General features: G+C 47.4%; 15 protein-coding genes and 2 pseudogenes. 14 read left to right on the forward strand and 3 right to left on the reverse strand.

The genetic code is table 11. The features are described 5' to 3' along the window. Positions 1-141: 141 nt before the first annotated feature. Positions 142-555: a DoxX family protein gene (locus HA50_RS21215; protein WP_084878731.1), complete on the forward strand. Its 414-nt coding sequence runs from the start codon at positions 142-144 to the stop codon at positions 553-555. A 93-nt stretch (positions 556-648) separates the two neighbouring features. Here the strand turns inward: HA50_RS21215 and HA50_RS21220 are convergent, their stop codons facing one another. The 3 genes from HA50_RS21220 to HA50_RS21230 are packed head-to-tail and all read right to left on the reverse strand — an operon-like array spanning position 649 to position 3,353. Next, positions 649-1,551 (reverse strand): hypothetical protein, encoded by a 903-nt coding sequence (locus HA50_RS21220; protein ID WP_084878733.1) that lies wholly within the window; start codon positions 1,549-1,551, stop codon positions 649-651. Between the two features lie 45 nt (positions 1,552-1,596). Then, positions 1,597-2,190, reverse strand: a complete 594-nt coding sequence (locus tag HA50_RS21225) for a hypothetical protein (protein WP_139810991.1) — start codon at positions 2,188-2,190, stop codon at positions 1,597-1,599. A 26-nt stretch (positions 2,191-2,216) separates the two neighbouring features. After that, positions 2,217-3,353 carry a hypothetical protein gene (locus HA50_RS21230; protein ID WP_139810992.1) on the reverse strand — a complete coding sequence of 379 codons (1,137 nt, stop codon included), beginning with the start codon at positions 3,351-3,353 and terminating at the stop codon, positions 2,217-2,219. Positions 3,354-3,420: 67 nt separating this feature from the next. Here HA50_RS21230 and HA50_RS21235 point away from each other — a divergent pair, with 67 nt between their 5' ends. The 13 genes and pseudogenes from HA50_RS21235 to HA50_RS21300 all read left to right on the forward strand — a co-directional run bounded on the left by HA50_RS21235 (position 3,421) and on the right by HA50_RS21300 (position 14,191). Further along, positions 3,421-3,699, forward strand: coding sequence for a hypothetical protein (locus HA50_RS21235; RefSeq protein WP_139810993.1), 279 nt, complete (start codon positions 3,421-3,423; stop codon positions 3,697-3,699). Between the two features lie 85 nt (positions 3,700-3,784). Further along, positions 3,785-4,417, forward strand: a complete 633-nt coding sequence (locus HA50_RS21240) for a YbhB/YbcL family Raf kinase inhibitor-like protein (protein ID WP_084878744.1) — start codon at positions 3,785-3,787, stop codon at positions 4,415-4,417. 23 nt (positions 4,418-4,440) lie between these two features. Next, a complete protein-coding gene (locus tag HA50_RS21245; RefSeq protein WP_084878747.1) occupies positions 4,441-5,298 on the forward strand; it encodes an AraC family transcriptional regulator in 858 nt (285 codons plus the stop codon). 247 nt (positions 5,299-5,545) lie between these two features. After that, a pseudogene (locus HA50_RS32175) lies at positions 5,546-5,731 on the forward strand (RNase A-like domain-containing protein); the annotation flags it as partial. Further along, on the forward strand, positions 5,729-5,884 hold the full coding sequence (locus HA50_RS32180; RefSeq protein ID WP_420872891.1) for an RNase A-like domain-containing protein: 156 nt from the start codon (positions 5,729-5,731) through the stop codon (positions 5,882-5,884). The pseudogene HA50_RS32175 and the gene HA50_RS32180, both read left to right, overlap by 3 nt. Continuing rightward, a complete protein-coding gene (locus tag HA50_RS21260) occupies positions 5,881-6,195 on the forward strand; it encodes a contact-dependent growth inhibition system immunity protein (protein WP_084878755.1) in 315 nt (104 codons plus the stop codon). The genes HA50_RS32180 and HA50_RS21260 overlap by 4 nt, the downstream gene beginning before the upstream one ends. Before the next feature lie 578 nt (positions 6,196-6,773). Continuing rightward, positions 6,774-7,781 carry an alpha/beta hydrolase gene (locus HA50_RS21265; protein ID WP_084878758.1) on the forward strand — a complete coding sequence of 336 codons (1,008 nt, stop codon included), beginning with the start codon at positions 6,774-6,776 and terminating at the stop codon, positions 7,779-7,781. Positions 7,782-8,593: 812 nt separating this feature from the next. Beyond that, entirely contained in the window at positions 8,594-9,292 is a 699-nt protein-coding gene (locus HA50_RS31420; protein WP_208617328.1) for an EAL domain-containing protein, read from the forward strand. 275 nt (positions 9,293-9,567) lie between these two features. After that, entirely contained in the window at positions 9,568-9,780 is a 213-nt protein-coding gene (yjbE, locus tag HA50_RS21280) for an exopolysaccharide production protein YjbE (RefSeq protein ID WP_244193628.1), read from the forward strand. 43 nt (positions 9,781-9,823) lie between these two features. Beyond that, the gene (locus tag HA50_RS21285; RefSeq protein ID WP_084878766.1) at positions 9,824-10,318 is read left to right on the forward strand and encodes a helix-turn-helix domain-containing protein; all 495 of its coding nucleotides are present in this window, start codon (positions 9,824-9,826) and stop codon (positions 10,316-10,318) included. 98 nt (positions 10,319-10,416) lie between these two features. Then, positions 10,417-11,553 carry a polysaccharide export protein gene (locus HA50_RS21290; protein ID WP_084880118.1) on the forward strand — a complete coding sequence of 379 codons (1,137 nt, stop codon included), beginning with the start codon at positions 10,417-10,419 and terminating at the stop codon, positions 11,551-11,553. Positions 11,554-11,558: 5 nt separating this feature from the next. Further along, entirely contained in the window at positions 11,559-11,990 is a 432-nt protein-coding gene (locus HA50_RS21295; RefSeq protein WP_084878769.1) for an arsenate reductase/protein-tyrosine-phosphatase family protein, read from the forward strand. Positions 11,991-12,011: 21 nt separating this feature from the next. Further along, positions 12,012-14,191: pseudogene (locus HA50_RS21300) on the forward strand (polysaccharide biosynthesis tyrosine autokinase). Positions 14,192-14,257: the final 66 nt, after the last annotated feature.

Below are 14,257 nucleotides of genomic sequence, written 5' to 3' on the forward strand. Positions count from 1 at the left end.
AAAATGTGAATTGTGCAGTGGATTGGTTTACGAGTAATCTTGCTTCATCAAATGCAGCCAAGGTTATCAACCTTATTACCGACATCTGTTTTGAACCTAAACTAAAAACTGATTCTTTTTAATTTTTTAAGGAAAACTGATATGCGTTACATTTCACTGGATAACTATCGTGACACCATCATTCTTATTGCGCGTGTTGCTCTCATGGTGCTGTTCATTATTTTTGGCTGGCAGAAACTGACGGCTTTCAGTTATACCGCCGGATATATGCAGAGCCTGGGGCTACCTCTGCCTTCTGTCGCCGCAGCGGTTGCTGTGATTGCTGAGTTTGGCTTTGGTGTGTTGATTGCGCTGGGTTTCTTTACCCGTCCGCTGGCGCTGCTGATGGCGGTGTACACGCTGGTCACCTCCTTTATCGGCCATCCTTACTGGCACATGACGGGTATGGATCAGTATGCCAACATGATTAACTTCTATAAAAATATCAGCATCATTGGCGGTCTGCTGCTGCTGGCGCTGATCGGTCCGGGCCGCTTCTCACTTGACCGTCGATAAGCTGCGTTTATCCCGCATAAGCAGAACCATCACCTCAGGGTGATGGTTTTTTTTCGCCTTCTGTCCGGCAAAGTCATTGTCATCATTGAGTGTTTAATGGCTCTCTGCTCCCCTGATGGTCGCAAATGCAGGTAGCGGCTGGCTGCTGCCCGCAGGCTGTGAGGCCTCCATATCTAACACCATATCCAGCAAGGTATTATCTTCCCCGTGGGTTGACTGACGTGAGGCATGGAGCACCCTGGCGTCCCTGAGAGCACGGCTCAGGGTCGAGACCCCTTCGTCCTGTCCTACATGCCACAGATAGCGCATAAAAGCGGAAGGACTCTTAATTCTGGGACAATCGGGCTGGCGCAGCACGCCTACCAGCCGCACATTTTTGGCCGAATGAGCTGAGGGGCGGACTTTTTCCCAGGCCTGCCTGAAGTGCGTTAATTGCTCATCAGTGACTTCTGCTCTGGCGGCAGACAACGCATGAACCACCGCCCCGTAGTGCAGGTAGATGCCTTTTTCCTCCAGAACCTTTTGCAGCTCAGCAGCGGTGATAGGTTGCGCGCTGGACTGGAGCAGGAGCAGACCCAGCCACATCATGGGTGATTTATTGTCCCTGCCGGGTGCATTTGCCAGGCTTGTCTCAATCCATGCGCGTAACCCAGAGGAAATTTTCGCATTATGGGTGGCAAGGGCGCTACTCACCACCGAAGGACTGATATTCTCATCCGCGATTAACATCAGGGTCCACAGCTGTGGCGAGGTGATCGCCAGAGCACCTTTCTGCTTCAGCAGGGTCATGACCCGCTGCCATTTTGTCTCATGGCGGGGAATTTGTGCCCAGTTATCCTGAAACCACTGCCACATCTCCTGAGTTAAGTTTTCTGCCAGCGCCAGTCGCGCTTTCCGCACTCGGTCGTAGCTGATGTCCAGACCGGCATCTTCCAGTGCGCGATTCAGCTGTGGTTCAGTCAGATACAGCGCTTTGATCTCGGGCAGGAGTAACAATGAAACCAGCCGGTTCAGGGGATGGTGGGTAACCGGATGATTCTCTCAGCAGCGCTTAATTAACGCACTGGTTTCTTTAGGGATGTTGAGCCAGGCGACCGACATCATCTGTGCCATCGTGGAAGCAGAAACAAACACCTGAATATGCCACAGCGCTTTGCGCATTTCTGGCTGAGTCAGCTGCGGGCACGCTTCCAGCCGCAGCATTTTTCTGACCTGACTCAGCGGGTCCGGCTCTTTAGGCAGGTTTTGCCAGAGTTTTTCAATCAGTTGGAGGTCTTCGGGTGAGACCACGGCTCTGGCCGCTCTCAGGGCGCAATTCACACTGACCCGCTGCACAGACACTTTTTTACTGTGCAGGAATCTTAATATCTGTGCGTTGGTCACTGCGGCCAGTTCCTGCACATTAAGCTGAAATAGCAGTTGTTCTGTCCTGCCAACAGGGGTTTCATTTTTCGCTACCCTTGCCCAGTAAAATTCCAGCTGTTTTTCAAACGATGGCTGGGCCAGCGCGCGGGATGGGAAAAGATGATGGCTGCTTTGTGTGACGCTGGAGATATTCGAGGCCATTGCGCTGCATGGGGTGGCGACCGAGAGGGATGGCCTTGCCGGGGATGTCGGATCTGCATTGATGTTCATAGAAATTCCGCCAGATTGTTAGCAATTCAGCTACCGGGAGCCATGTCATAAAACTCCTCAAAACCGCTCAGCGGCTCGATGATAATGTCCTGCCAGTCAAGATCGATATCTAACCATCCCGGCTCATGTGGGCCGGGGATGCCTGGCGATTCTGCCAATGTGTTCTCAGGCGGTAATGGGGTACTGGCGCGGCATTTGAACAGGCGATACAGCGTAATATGCGTCGGATCCTCTCCGGCACACCAAAGGCAGCACATTAACTTTTCCCAGCCGTTGATGAAGGGAAATTCATTCCTGCGCAGAAAGGTGCTGAGCATTGCTCTGTCGATGCGTTGCGGAGGAGACGCTGTCGTCTGGACGCGGGCTTTTACCGGCCTCGCCCTCGGCGGGCGTGATGGGTTCACCCGTCTTTTGCGGGTCAGTTTTACCGGCTGATAGCCGGGTTTAAAATCCAGCCATGCCTGTGTGAACCGATCCTGTTCCGCCTGCGGAATATCGAGATTGGCTACCGTGAGCGCATGATCGACCTGATTGAAATCCAGCTTTATGCCTGCATCCCACAACCCTTTGATTAACTGGAAAGACGAGATGTGACAAAGCTGCAATGCGGACGCCCCCCGGAGATGCATTCCCAGCCATTTGGTGCGTGATTCGTTGCTGGCCGCGGCATGTTTGAGGGTATGGTCAATCCAGAGAGTCAGGGATAACGACGGAGTAGCATAGCTGGCCGACAGCGCGCGACTCACGAGTTCATAGCTATACCTGCGCTCACCGTGCATCTTCAGCAGATACAGGAGCGCCAGCCGGGTGATATCGAGGCTGTTTTTCGTTTCCAGCAACGCCATGAGTTTTTCCCAGTTGGTGGCGTTAGTGTGCCTGACGCGTTGCCAGGCCTGGGGAAACCAGGTTCTCAGCGTCTTCGGAAAATTTTTCGCATACTCCAGCAGGACAGTTGTTACCGTTGCGGGGTCAATGGGTAACTGCGCATTGATGATGCTTTCTCTCAGGTGCCCGGTACTTTCCAGTCCCAGCGCCTGTACATTGTTATGGAGGAGTGTCAGCAGCAGCCGGTTTAGAGATTTCTTCTCGTAATCAAATTCTTGCCAGCTACTTTTAATCACTCCGGCACTGTCTGCCGGATTCGGGTTTCTGACAAAGCGCAAAACCTCCACCCGCGGTTGAGGGATATTTATATTTGTTTGCGGCTGAAGGCAGGCAGGGGTGACAGAGGTGATCGATGAAGGTAGTACAGCGGTTGTGCCATCGTCATTGTATAAAGTGATCGATGAGAAATGTGCAACGGATACCGGGGAGAGATTCATGGACATTCCTTTGTTTTGTGCGTGGGACACCACCTGTGGCACCCGGCAGTATTTTCCTCTACCGGAACAAAAAGCGCCGTATGGCGCGCAGTTGCGAGAAATGTATCGTGCCGATGCCCATCGTTATGGCCCGGATCTGCGCTACCCGGTCAAAATGATGGTCCTGGTAGTAAATTTGACTGGATAAGGACGTTCTCAACGGAAGAAGCCGCCTATAATCAGGCTGGCGTTTTTTGTTTATCGTTCAATCCGCACACAGATGAGAGAAGAGAATGAAATTATTCAGCCACAGCTTTAACGACGGAGATGTCATTCCCGGTAAGAACAGCTTTGCGGTGTATGACGCAACAAGTCATGTCCGGTTATCTGACAACCTGAACCCGCATTTTGGCTGGTCCGATTTGCCTGCGGGTACGCAGTCACTGGTGCTGATCTGCCATGACTACGATGTGCCGACCAGCGGGGAAAATGTGAATCAGGAAGGTAAAGTGGTCCCGGCCTCGCTGCCGCGCACTGACTTCTATCACTGGTCGCTGTTTGATATTCCGGCGACACAGCAGGAAATTGCCGAAGGTGCGCAATCTAATGGCATCACAGCCAAAGGAAAACCGGGTCCGGATGCGCCAGCAGGCCTGAAGCATGGCATCAATGATTACACCGCGTGGTTTGCCGGTGACGAAGCGATGGGCGGCACTTATTATGGCTACGATGGCCCTTGCCCGCCGTGGAATGACGAGATTGTCCACCATTATGTGTTTACTTTATATGCCCTGTCCGCGCCGTCATTAGCAGTGGAAGGGGAGTTGACCGGTGCAAATATTCGTCGCGCGGTGGAGAACAGCGATGTGCTGGCGAAAGCGAGCCTGACCGGGCTGTATACCCTTAACCCCGACGTGAAAATTTAATCCGATCTGAACGGCAGAACACCATGACCAGAGAATGTGCATCATTAGCGGCAGAGGAACATTTCTTCTGGTCTGGATTGTCCGGCCATAGCCTCAGCCGGGATAACCTGATTTCGGTTGCCTGGCCGAGGCTGAAGATTGAACAGAAGGCGAGCTCGTTTTTCTTTTTTGAACCCACGCTGCTGCTGGTCTTGTCTGGCAGGATAGAGGTTGCCTGTGCCGGAAAGCGTCATACGCTCAACTCACCTTCAATGCTGGGATTTATCGACCAGGGCGTGGATATCGACTATATAAAGTATCCCGCTGACCAGCATACGCCGTTTCGTTCGATGCTTATCAATATCAGCCCGGATGTGCTGGAAAACTTTTACCAGCATTTTCAGGAACCGCTTTCCGTGGTTAAAAAAAATCCCCAGCTCAGCACAGTTGAAATTAGCGCAAGCCTCGATGATTCACTGCATCAGCTGCTGGTGGCCCTTGAGAATCCCCTGGTCAGCGATGATCGCATCCGGCTAAAAATCTTTGACCTGCTGCTGGTGTTAGCAGAACAGCAGTTGCGCTTTACGCTGCCACAGCGGCAGGGCATTTTTCCCCGCCTGAGCAATCTATTACGTGAAGCGCCGGAACGAAACTGGACCGCCCGCCTGGCCGGTGACGCACTGGCGATGAGTGAGTCCACACTTCGCCGTCGACTGAGGCAGGAGGGCATCCGGTTCGAGCAGTTGCTGCTGGACATCCGTATGCACCATGCGTTGATGCTGATCCAGACCACGCACTGGAATCTCACCCAGGTGGCCGATGCCTGTGGCTACCGCTCCGTCTCCCGCTTTGCCGAGCGTTTCAAACATCGCTTTGGATCATCTCCGGCGCAGTTGCGCTGATGGGGTTGGTTTGGTGAGTGTCTACGTGACGACTCGTCCGGCCATAAGCACTGCCCAGGCACTAAAGAGAAGAATGACTGTGGCGAGGCTGCCTAAGATTAGCGTATTGAGTTGCGAAGGTGTAAGGCTGCTACCGGTTCCAGCTTGGCGTGACGCATTCTGCGGCTCTTCCGAATAACCGGGATTGCACAAAATCCAGCCGATGCTGGTACTATCCGAAAAGGACCTCAAAAGGAAGCGAATCATCATGGATAATGAATACGGAATAAAAGTGGCTTTGTCACCGGTTCAGATGGCAGCTGTATTGTCAGATAAAAGCATCAGTGAGGGGGAGACCCTCAGTAATCGTTTATTTGGTGGGCTTGGTTTGGCTGGCGGTGTTGTAGAAATGTTTGGTGCTGGCGCAATGTGTATCGTTCCTGAACCAACGATGACCCTGCATCGTACGTTTCACCAATCGACGGGTATCCTGGTAAAAAGAGGGTCGCAGGAAGTTTTTAAATGCCATGGCGTCAGGGTAGTACTGGATTTCCAACCCTGGAATGGTAAACCCTACTTCATTCTTACTGCTTTTCCGGAGATATGACATTGGACAAAATTAATATCAATGAGCTGGACTCAATGATTTACGTCTACTTCGGGCCTAACTACACTGACTTTGAGCCAGGACATGAGATTGAACCCAAAATTGAGGCCTGGCTATCATGGGCCGGAAAAGGGAATAAATATGCCTTGGTCGATGATATAGATCTGTTTCTCTCTGAATGTGAGGATGTTGAGGAAGATTTTGCAGAGCGATATAAAGGGGCATTTGTGCCAAAATTGTGGGGTACAACCGCATTGGAATTTCTGCAACTGGTGAGAGACAGAACAGTTCAGTCAGTCAAAACACTATAGCTAATAGTGATTAGAAGTAACAAAATAGTCAGTCAGCGTATAGTATTTTCACGTTAGATGAAGACTGTCACATCCGGCCAGAGTCATCTCTCAGGCTGCGAGATAAAAATGCCGACCTCACCAGTCGGCTTTTTTATGTCTTAATTCCCTTCAATCCAGGTACGAATACATTCCCCCCTATGCCGACCTGGTCATTAACCGCACGGATCGGTAGCGGCGCGATTTATCGCGCAATACTTTGCACGGTGCCGGTAAACCCCGCGTGATAAATCACGCCGCTACCACCCGGTGCGATATTTGACGAGGGGTTCAATTATGCAGCTATCGCGCAACCTTTCTGCGGTAACGCAAAACCTTCATCAGACTGGCGTAAATTTTTAACAAAAAATGCGATCTCTTTGGCATCAAATGATTACTTATCAATTGGATAGGATTCACGATGTAAGTTCATCAAATAAAATCGGTTGCTATTAGATAGCGCGCTATATACATTAAACCCCGAAGCAAACAGATGACAAATCATCGCAACCATTTAAATAGCGCGCTATATAATCGCGAAAAACTTAAGGGGGTTCACCATGAAATTTAAACAGACATTTTTAGCCATCGCACTGGCCGCTGTATCCGCAGGAAGTGTAGCGGGAGAGCCGCAGCCGGAACGTCATGTACAGGCATTTCTGAACGCGCTGAACAGCAGTGGTGGAAAACCCATGGAACAGCTTTCTCCGCAGGATGCCCGTCAGGTACTGATTGGCGCGCAGAAAGGCGCAGTGTTACCGCCTGCGGATGTGACGGAAAAAACCATTGAGGTAAATGGCCAGCCGCTGAAACTGAACATCGTTAAACCAAAAGGTGCGCACGGTACGCTGCCGGTGTTTATGTTCTTCCACGGTGGTGGCTGGATTCTGGGAGACTTCCCGACTCATGAACGCCTGGTGCGTGACCTGGTAGTGGAATCCGGTGCGGCAGCGGTATTCGTCAACTACACACCGTCACCGGAAGCGCATTTCCCGGTAGCCATCAACCAGGCTTACGCGGCGACCCGCTGGGTGGCGGAGCATGGACATGAAATCGGCGTTGACGGTAAACGTCTGGCGCTGGTGGGCAACAGCGTAGGGGGCAACATGGTCGCTGCCGTCGCGTTGCAGGCAAAACAGCAACATACCCCGGCGATTCGTTATGACGTGATGTTGTGGCCGGTTACCGATGCACATTTTGATACTGCCTCATATAACCAGTTTGAAAATGGCTACTTCCTGACACGCAATATGATGAAGTGGTTCTGGGATGCTTACACCACCAGTGACAAGGATCGCAACAGCATCCTGGCTTCACCACTGCGTGCCACCCGTGAGCAGTTGCAGGGCCTGCCGCCGACTCTGATTCAGACGGCGGAACTGGATGTGCTGCGTGACGAAGGCGAAGCCTTTGGCCGCAAACTGGATGAAGCGGGTGTGGATGTCACGGTGACACGTTATAACGGCCTGATTCATGACTACGGTCTGCTGAATCCGCTGAGCAACGTCCCGGCAGTTAAAACCGCACTGCGCCAGGCAGCCGAAGAATTAAAAACCCACCTCAAATGATGAAGAAGGCCAGGTTAACCACCTGGCTTTTTTTTGCCTGCCATTATGTTATCCGAATCACAATCACGATGCCTGCCAGTCAATCCCTGAATAATTATGAGAGATGGAAAACGGTTCCGGGGCAGCAGATGGTATTGAATGGACAATGTGCGGAGTAGTCACAATTTCATGATGCTATTTATCCAATTGATGCTGTGACGTTCCGTGGAGAATGGCAGAGACCCCTCCGGCAACCACCCGACTGGTTGCGTTTTTGTTGGTTAAGGTTTTCTTAATTATTAATTTTAAAAGCCATGTTGCAGAAATTTTCACCAGTATTTTTTTCCTTGTCCAACCCAGACTGGGCCTGGAACAGGGCCACTTACCGGTGTTTTTAACGAAGCGGCAAAAAGTTTAATGATTTCACAACGTTACTAATGTGTTTGTTTTCGACAGCTAATCAGTCATTTAGACAGCAATTCAAGCTATGTTTGGCCCGAAAAGTAAACAATTCGTTAACATTTCGCCCTTCCGGTATCATCCAGGTTAAGGTATCGATATCGAACCATTAACATCCAGTTGTATTTCATAAAAAATTTCCCGTCACATAATTTATCCATCTGATACATAAGCAAATATCCATTCAATCATCTGATTTCTACTAATAAGCTGGAGTAATCATCTATTTATTCATTTTAAGAAAGGATTGATCGATCAACGGCTGTTTTTTGATAGGTAAAAACATAGATAAAACCGATCTTAAACTGTTTATTGATTGGTAATAGTGATCATAGAATGAGAATCATCTGATGTGTGTTAAGGAAAACATTCTCATGAATCTCAGCGAAGTCTTAACAGGTAAAGTTATCAGTGGTATTGAAGCGGAACCGATAGTAGACAGAGAAGGGAATGTTCTGGCCGTTAAAATACGTACAGAGAGCGCCTCACCAGGGTGGCTTTCATGGCAGGGTGGGAAGGCGAGCAAAGCACAGAAAAAGAAACTGCTGAAGGAGCAGCTGGCGCTCATCGATCAAAAAACAGCATATTTTGAAAATAATAATATTTTATGCTCCATCGACATTGATTTTGAAAAGGCAGCGATGCTCATACAGGATGAGGAAATCGCGGAGTTAGCCAGATCAAAACACTTTTTACGTTTAGAGATTTCAGAAGGCTTTCCAAATCTTTCAGATGGAAGAAGCAACCGGGTACTGCAGGAGTTAGCGGAGAATTACCGGTTATGGCTGGGAGATTTAGGTTCAGGCGAGGCAAGCCTGAGAGCGTTACAGGAGAATCTCTATGACGCAGTTAAAATCGATAGTGACTTTCTAAAGCTATACAGTCATTCAAGAATATGGCCGGTCATTATCAAAAACATCATGCGTTACTGTCAGTTTATTATTGTCGAAGGCCTGGAAAGCACTGAGCAGTGCCAGGGCATCGCAAAGGACATAAAAGCAATACAAGGTGGATGTTTTAAAAGCATACTTCTTGAAAATATCGAAAGTCTAAATAAGAAATTCATATTATAACCCTACTTATTTTTATTTCTTTTCACAGCAAAGCGGCGGGATTTCTCTGCCCATATTATTTTTGTGCCAGTTTCGCGCAGGCGAAGCTGCGCCCGTTGCGTTGATTATTTATTTTTCAGGACATTGGCGCCAGTAAGCTAAGGGCGGTAGCGTGTCTGAAAGCAAGCGAATGAGCTTGAATAGAAGTTGGATGAAAAACCAATAATCTTCCCTCAATAAATAAAGAAGGTATAAATATGAAAATCACAGCAATAAGTACATTGTTAATAGCCGGCATGCTGAGCCTTAGTGCGAATGCAGCCGATACGACAACGACACAAAACACCGGTGCTGCTGCGGGTGACACGGCAACCAGCTTTGCTGAAGGCAACAGCGTGGTGATCGGTGTGTCCGCTGTTGGACTGCTGGCGGGTATCGCTCTGGCATCAAGCAACAATGGAGGCAGCAACACCAGCACCACCACGACTACCACCACTACCGGAAGATAGTTGTCATTCACATTGGGGGGCATCGCGTAGGTGTTAAAGAGATATGAGGATAATTTCCGATGATTACTACCTTAGGCTGGGGTTAAGAGAAGCTTTAAGAGTCCATGAAAAGGGACTGCAGGATATAACTATAGCGATAAGCTCAGACCTGAAAACCATCAGGCTGTATAAAGATATAAGCATCTATTCTAATGAGAAATTTTTTGTCGGAAATTGTCTGACAACATTTGTTTTGAGCTATCAGCTCAGTCATGGACTAACACCGCTGCATCACAATCTGTACAAGTTAATCGCCGAAAGAAAGACGATGTACTTAACCCCCCGGGAAATTGACGTACTCAGCGAATTACTGAAAGGAGAGAACATTCTCGGCATATCCCGGACATCCGGGCTTAGCCCGAAGACAATCAGTGCGCAAAAGAACTCAGCCCTGAGAAAACTTAAGGTTAATAATTTACATATGCTGCATAGAGACATTTCATCATTCAGAAATCTCTTTTATGGAAAAGAAAGTAACCAATCAGGGATGGATTACTAAGGGCGAGTTAATGACATTCCAATTTTATATGCCTCTTTAGTCTCTTTATGAAGAGGCTTTATTTTCGTGTTTTTAATAGGATGATAGTTTAGCTCATGATGATGACAATGCCTTTCAGATTATCCGCTATCGCGGTATCTGTTTTTTTACTTTCCGCGTGTACCATTGTTCCCGGACAATATCTATCCACCAGTAACAAGGATGTGGTAGAGCAGACTGACTCTAATACGGATATCGACAAGTTCGTTACGGTGTACCCGTTAACACCGAGGCTGATTGAATCTCTGCAACCGAAGACTGTGATGTCCAGCGCGAACCCGCAGCTGGAAGATCAAATTAAGAACTACCAATACCGCATCGGCATTGGTGATGTCCTGATGGTGACGGTGTGGGATCACCCTGAGTTGACCACCCCTGCGGGTCAGTACCGCAGCGCCAGTGATACCGGCAACTGGGTGAACACCGATGGCACCATCTTCTATCCCTATATTGGCAAGGTGAAGGTTGCCGGACGCACCATTGACGAAGTGCGTTCTGACATTACCGATCGACTTAAAACCTATATTGAAAGCCCACAGGTTGATATCAATATCGCCGCATTTCGTTCACAAAAGGCGTATGTCACCGGCGAGGTGATGCGGTCTGGACAACAGGCCATCAGCAATATCCCGTTGACCATTATGGATGCTATCAACGCAGCGGGTGGCTTAGCCCCGGATGCGGACTGGCGCAATGTGGTGCTGACGCACGATGGCAAAGATAGCCTTATCTCTCTGCAGGCATTAATGCAGCAGGGCGATTTACGACAGAACCGATTACTCACTCCTGGCGATATTTTGTTTGTTCCGCGTAATGACGACCTGAAAGTGTTTGTCATGGGCGAAGTTAACAAGCAATCCACCCTCAAGATGGACCGCAGTGGTATGACCCTGGCCGAAGCACTGGGCAATGCAGAAGGGGTCTCGCAGGAAATGGCAGATGCATCAGGTATATTTGTGATACGTCCGCTGAGCAGAAGCACTGGAAATGGCAAGCTTGCCAATATCTATCAGCTGAATGCAAAAGATGCAGCGGCGATGGTGATGAGTACCGCCTTCAAACTGCAACCTTATGACATCGTCTATGTCACAACGGCACCGGTAGTGCGCTGGAACCGCGTTATCTCCCAGCTTGTTCCAACAATTGGCGGCGTGCATGACATGATCGAGGCCACTCGTTATATCAAAGATTGGTAATCGAAATGTTTGATTCAATACTTGTGATTTGTACCGGGAATATTTGCCGCTCTCCCACAGCAGAAAGATTGTTACGGAAGTTAATCCCAGAAAAGCAAATAGACTCAGCTGGTATTGCTGCTTTAGTTGACCATGAAGCAGATGCTTCAGCAGCTGCTGTTGCAGAAGAACATGGAGTGTCTCTAGCCGGGCATAAAGGAACTCAATTCAGATCCACATTAGGTAAGAAGTATGATCTTATCTTAGTAATGGAAAAATCTCATATTGAATCAATTAGTCAGGTATCTCCAGAGGCGAGAGGAAAGGTGCTGCTTTTGGGGCATTGGTTGGGGCAAAAAGAAATACCTGACCCTTACCAAAAGAGCCATGAGGCATTTGAATATGTGTACCAGCTAATTGATCAATCTTGCCAGCAGTGGGTTAAGAAATTAAATTGATAACTTTCAGGAAAACATTGCATGACCTCGGCACTCATAAATAAACCTTCAGTACCAGACTCAGATGAAATTGCGCTGGGTCGAATTATAGGTGAGCTGTTAGATCACAAAAAGATGATAGCTATCATTACTGGCCTTTTTGTGGTGGTGGCTATTTTATATGTTCTTTTTTCAACTCCCATATATCAGGCTGATGCGCTTGTTCAAGTTGAGCAGAAGCAGGGCAATGCTATATTGGAGAACTTAAGTCAGGTGTTACCTGACGTGCAACCACAGTCAGAACCTGAAATAGCATTAATTCAATCAAGGATGGTATTAGGTAAAACGGTTGATGACCTGAACCTGCAAGCTGGAGTTGAGCAAGACTATTTCCCGATATTTGGGAAAGGATGGGCACGATTGACAGGTGCTGAGCAAGGAAGACTGAAAGTAAGTAATTTATATATCCCACAGATTGGAAGTAACAAACAGCAAGTAACACTGAAAGTTATTGATAAAGCCACTTACCAGGTAAGTGGTAAATCTTTTGAATACACTGGTGTCGTTGGGGAACTGCTGCAGAAGCCAGAAATCACTATCCTCGTCGATGCTATAAATGCGAGCCCGGGAATAAGTTTCACTATTAATTATCAAAGTCAATACTTGGCGATAAATGATTTACTAAAAAGATTGGTTGTAGCTGATGAAGGCAAAGATACTGGGATGCTGACACTGACTTTGACAGGAGAAGACCCTGTCGAAATCTCAGAAATATTAAATAGCATCATACAAAACTATCTTGACCAAAATATTGAAAGAGAAGCAGCACAGGACGCAAAAAGCCTGGATTTCTTACAAACACAACTTCCGAAAGTACGTTCAGATCTTGATGACGCGGAAGATAAATTGAATGCCTATCGTAAACAAAAAGATTCAATTGACCTACCTCTGGAAGCTAAATCTGTACTTGACCAGATAGTTAACGTTGACAATCAGCTAAATCAGTTAACTTTTCGTGAGGCTGAGATATCAAAGCTTTATACACCAGACCATCCGACATACAAAGCTTTGTTGGAGAAGAGAGGAACTCTTGAAAAAGAGAGAGATGCTTTAAATAAGAAAGTATCATCAATGCCTTCAACACAGCAGGAAGTGATTCGGCTGAGCAGAAATGTTGATTCGGGAAAAGCTGTTTACATGCAGCTTTTAACCAGGCAACAAGAGTTAGAGATTGCTAAGTCGAGTGCAATAGGTAACGTTAGAATTATTGACCATTCTGTTACTGCCCCAATACCAGTTAAACCTAAAAAAATACTCGTAGTAGCTGTAAGTGTAATTCTCGGTATATTTGTTTCTATTGCAGTTGTCTTGTTTAAATCATTTTTCCACAGAGGTATTGAATCTCCTGAACAACTTGAAATTCTCGGAATTAGTGTTTATGCGAGCATACCAATATCCGATTGGTTGATAAAAATAATCACGCCAATTCGGTAAGAAAGTCTAAAGGTGGACTTGATGAGAAAGTCAGTTTCTTAGCCATAGATAACCCAGCAGATATATCTATCGAAGCATTACGAAGCTTGAGGACTAGTATTTATTTCACAATGCAGGATTCACCAAACAACATACTAATGATTTCGGGGCCAAGTCCTAATGCAGGCAAGTCATTTGTTAGTGGGAATTTATCCGCAGTTATAGCACAGGCTAATAAAAGAGTATTGTTAATCGATGGAGATATGCGCAAGGGCATAGCGCATAAGATGCTGAAGGCCAATAATGAGCGAGGTCTTTCAGAACTTATCTCCTCTGATTCGAGTTTTGAAAGTAGTATTAAGAGAATAGAAAGTGCTAAATTTGATTTCATCCCTCGTGGAAAAGTCACTCCGAATCCGGCGGAGCTCTTGATGCATCCAAAATTTTCAGCATTATTGAGTTGGGCATCTAAAAACTATGATCTGGTAATTATTGATACACCGCCTATTCTTGCAGTGACTGATGCTGCAATTATTGGACGACTTGCAGGGACATCACTTCTGGTTGCGAGATTTGAACAAAATACAGTTAAAGAAATTGAAGTTAGCTTGAGGCGTTTTCAGCAGAGTGGTGTGATGGTTAATGGCTGTATCCTCAACGGGATAGTTAAAAAGGCAAGTAGTCACTATGGTTATGGATATAATCATTATGGCTATGATTATTCAGATAAAAAACAGTCTAAAGCATAATAAAATTTGGGGGCCTGCTCACATTATTCTACAAAGGTCAGGCTTCCATTATTTTAATAAGAGGTG

Source organism: Pantoea cypripedii, from assembly GCF_002095535.1.
GTDB classification, from domain to species: domain Bacteria; phylum Pseudomonadota; class Gammaproteobacteria; order Enterobacterales; family Enterobacteriaceae; genus Pantoea; species Pantoea cypripedii.

Excerpts from the sequence above, each read along its gene's own strand:
- HA50_RS21215 (WP_084878731.1), top strand. The coding sequence starts at position 142 with ATGCGTTACATTTCACTGGATAACTATCGTGACACCATCATTCTTATT.
- HA50_RS21225 (WP_139810991.1), bottom strand. The coding sequence starts at position 2,190 with ATGAACATCAATGCAGATCCGACATCCCCGGCAAGGCCATCCCTCTCG.
- HA50_RS21240 (WP_084878744.1), top strand. The coding sequence starts at position 3,785 with ATGAAATTATTCAGCCACAGCTTTAACGACGGAGATGTCATTCCCGGT.
- HA50_RS21245 (WP_084878747.1), top strand. The coding sequence starts at position 4,441 with ATGACCAGAGAATGTGCATCATTAGCGGCAGAGGAACATTTCTTCTGG.
- HA50_RS32180 (WP_420872891.1), top strand. The coding sequence starts at position 5,729 with ATGACCCTGCATCGTACGTTTCACCAATCGACGGGTATCCTGGTAAAA.
- HA50_RS21260 (WP_084878755.1), top strand. The coding sequence starts at position 5,881 with ATGACATTGGACAAAATTAATATCAATGAGCTGGACTCAATGATTTAC.
- HA50_RS21265 (WP_084878758.1), top strand. The coding sequence starts at position 6,774 with ATGAAATTTAAACAGACATTTTTAGCCATCGCACTGGCCGCTGTATCC.
- HA50_RS31420 (WP_208617328.1), top strand. The coding sequence starts at position 8,594 with ATGAATCTCAGCGAAGTCTTAACAGGTAAAGTTATCAGTGGTATTGAA.
- yjbE (WP_244193628.1), top strand. The coding sequence starts at position 9,568 with ATGCTGAGCCTTAGTGCGAATGCAGCCGATACGACAACGACACAAAAC.
- HA50_RS21285 (WP_084878766.1), top strand. The coding sequence starts at position 9,824 with ATGAGGATAATTTCCGATGATTACTACCTTAGGCTGGGGTTAAGAGAA.
- HA50_RS21290 (WP_084880118.1), top strand. The coding sequence starts at position 10,417 with ATGATGACAATGCCTTTCAGATTATCCGCTATCGCGGTATCTGTTTTT.
- HA50_RS21295 (WP_084878769.1), top strand. The coding sequence starts at position 11,559 with ATGTTTGATTCAATACTTGTGATTTGTACCGGGAATATTTGCCGCTCT.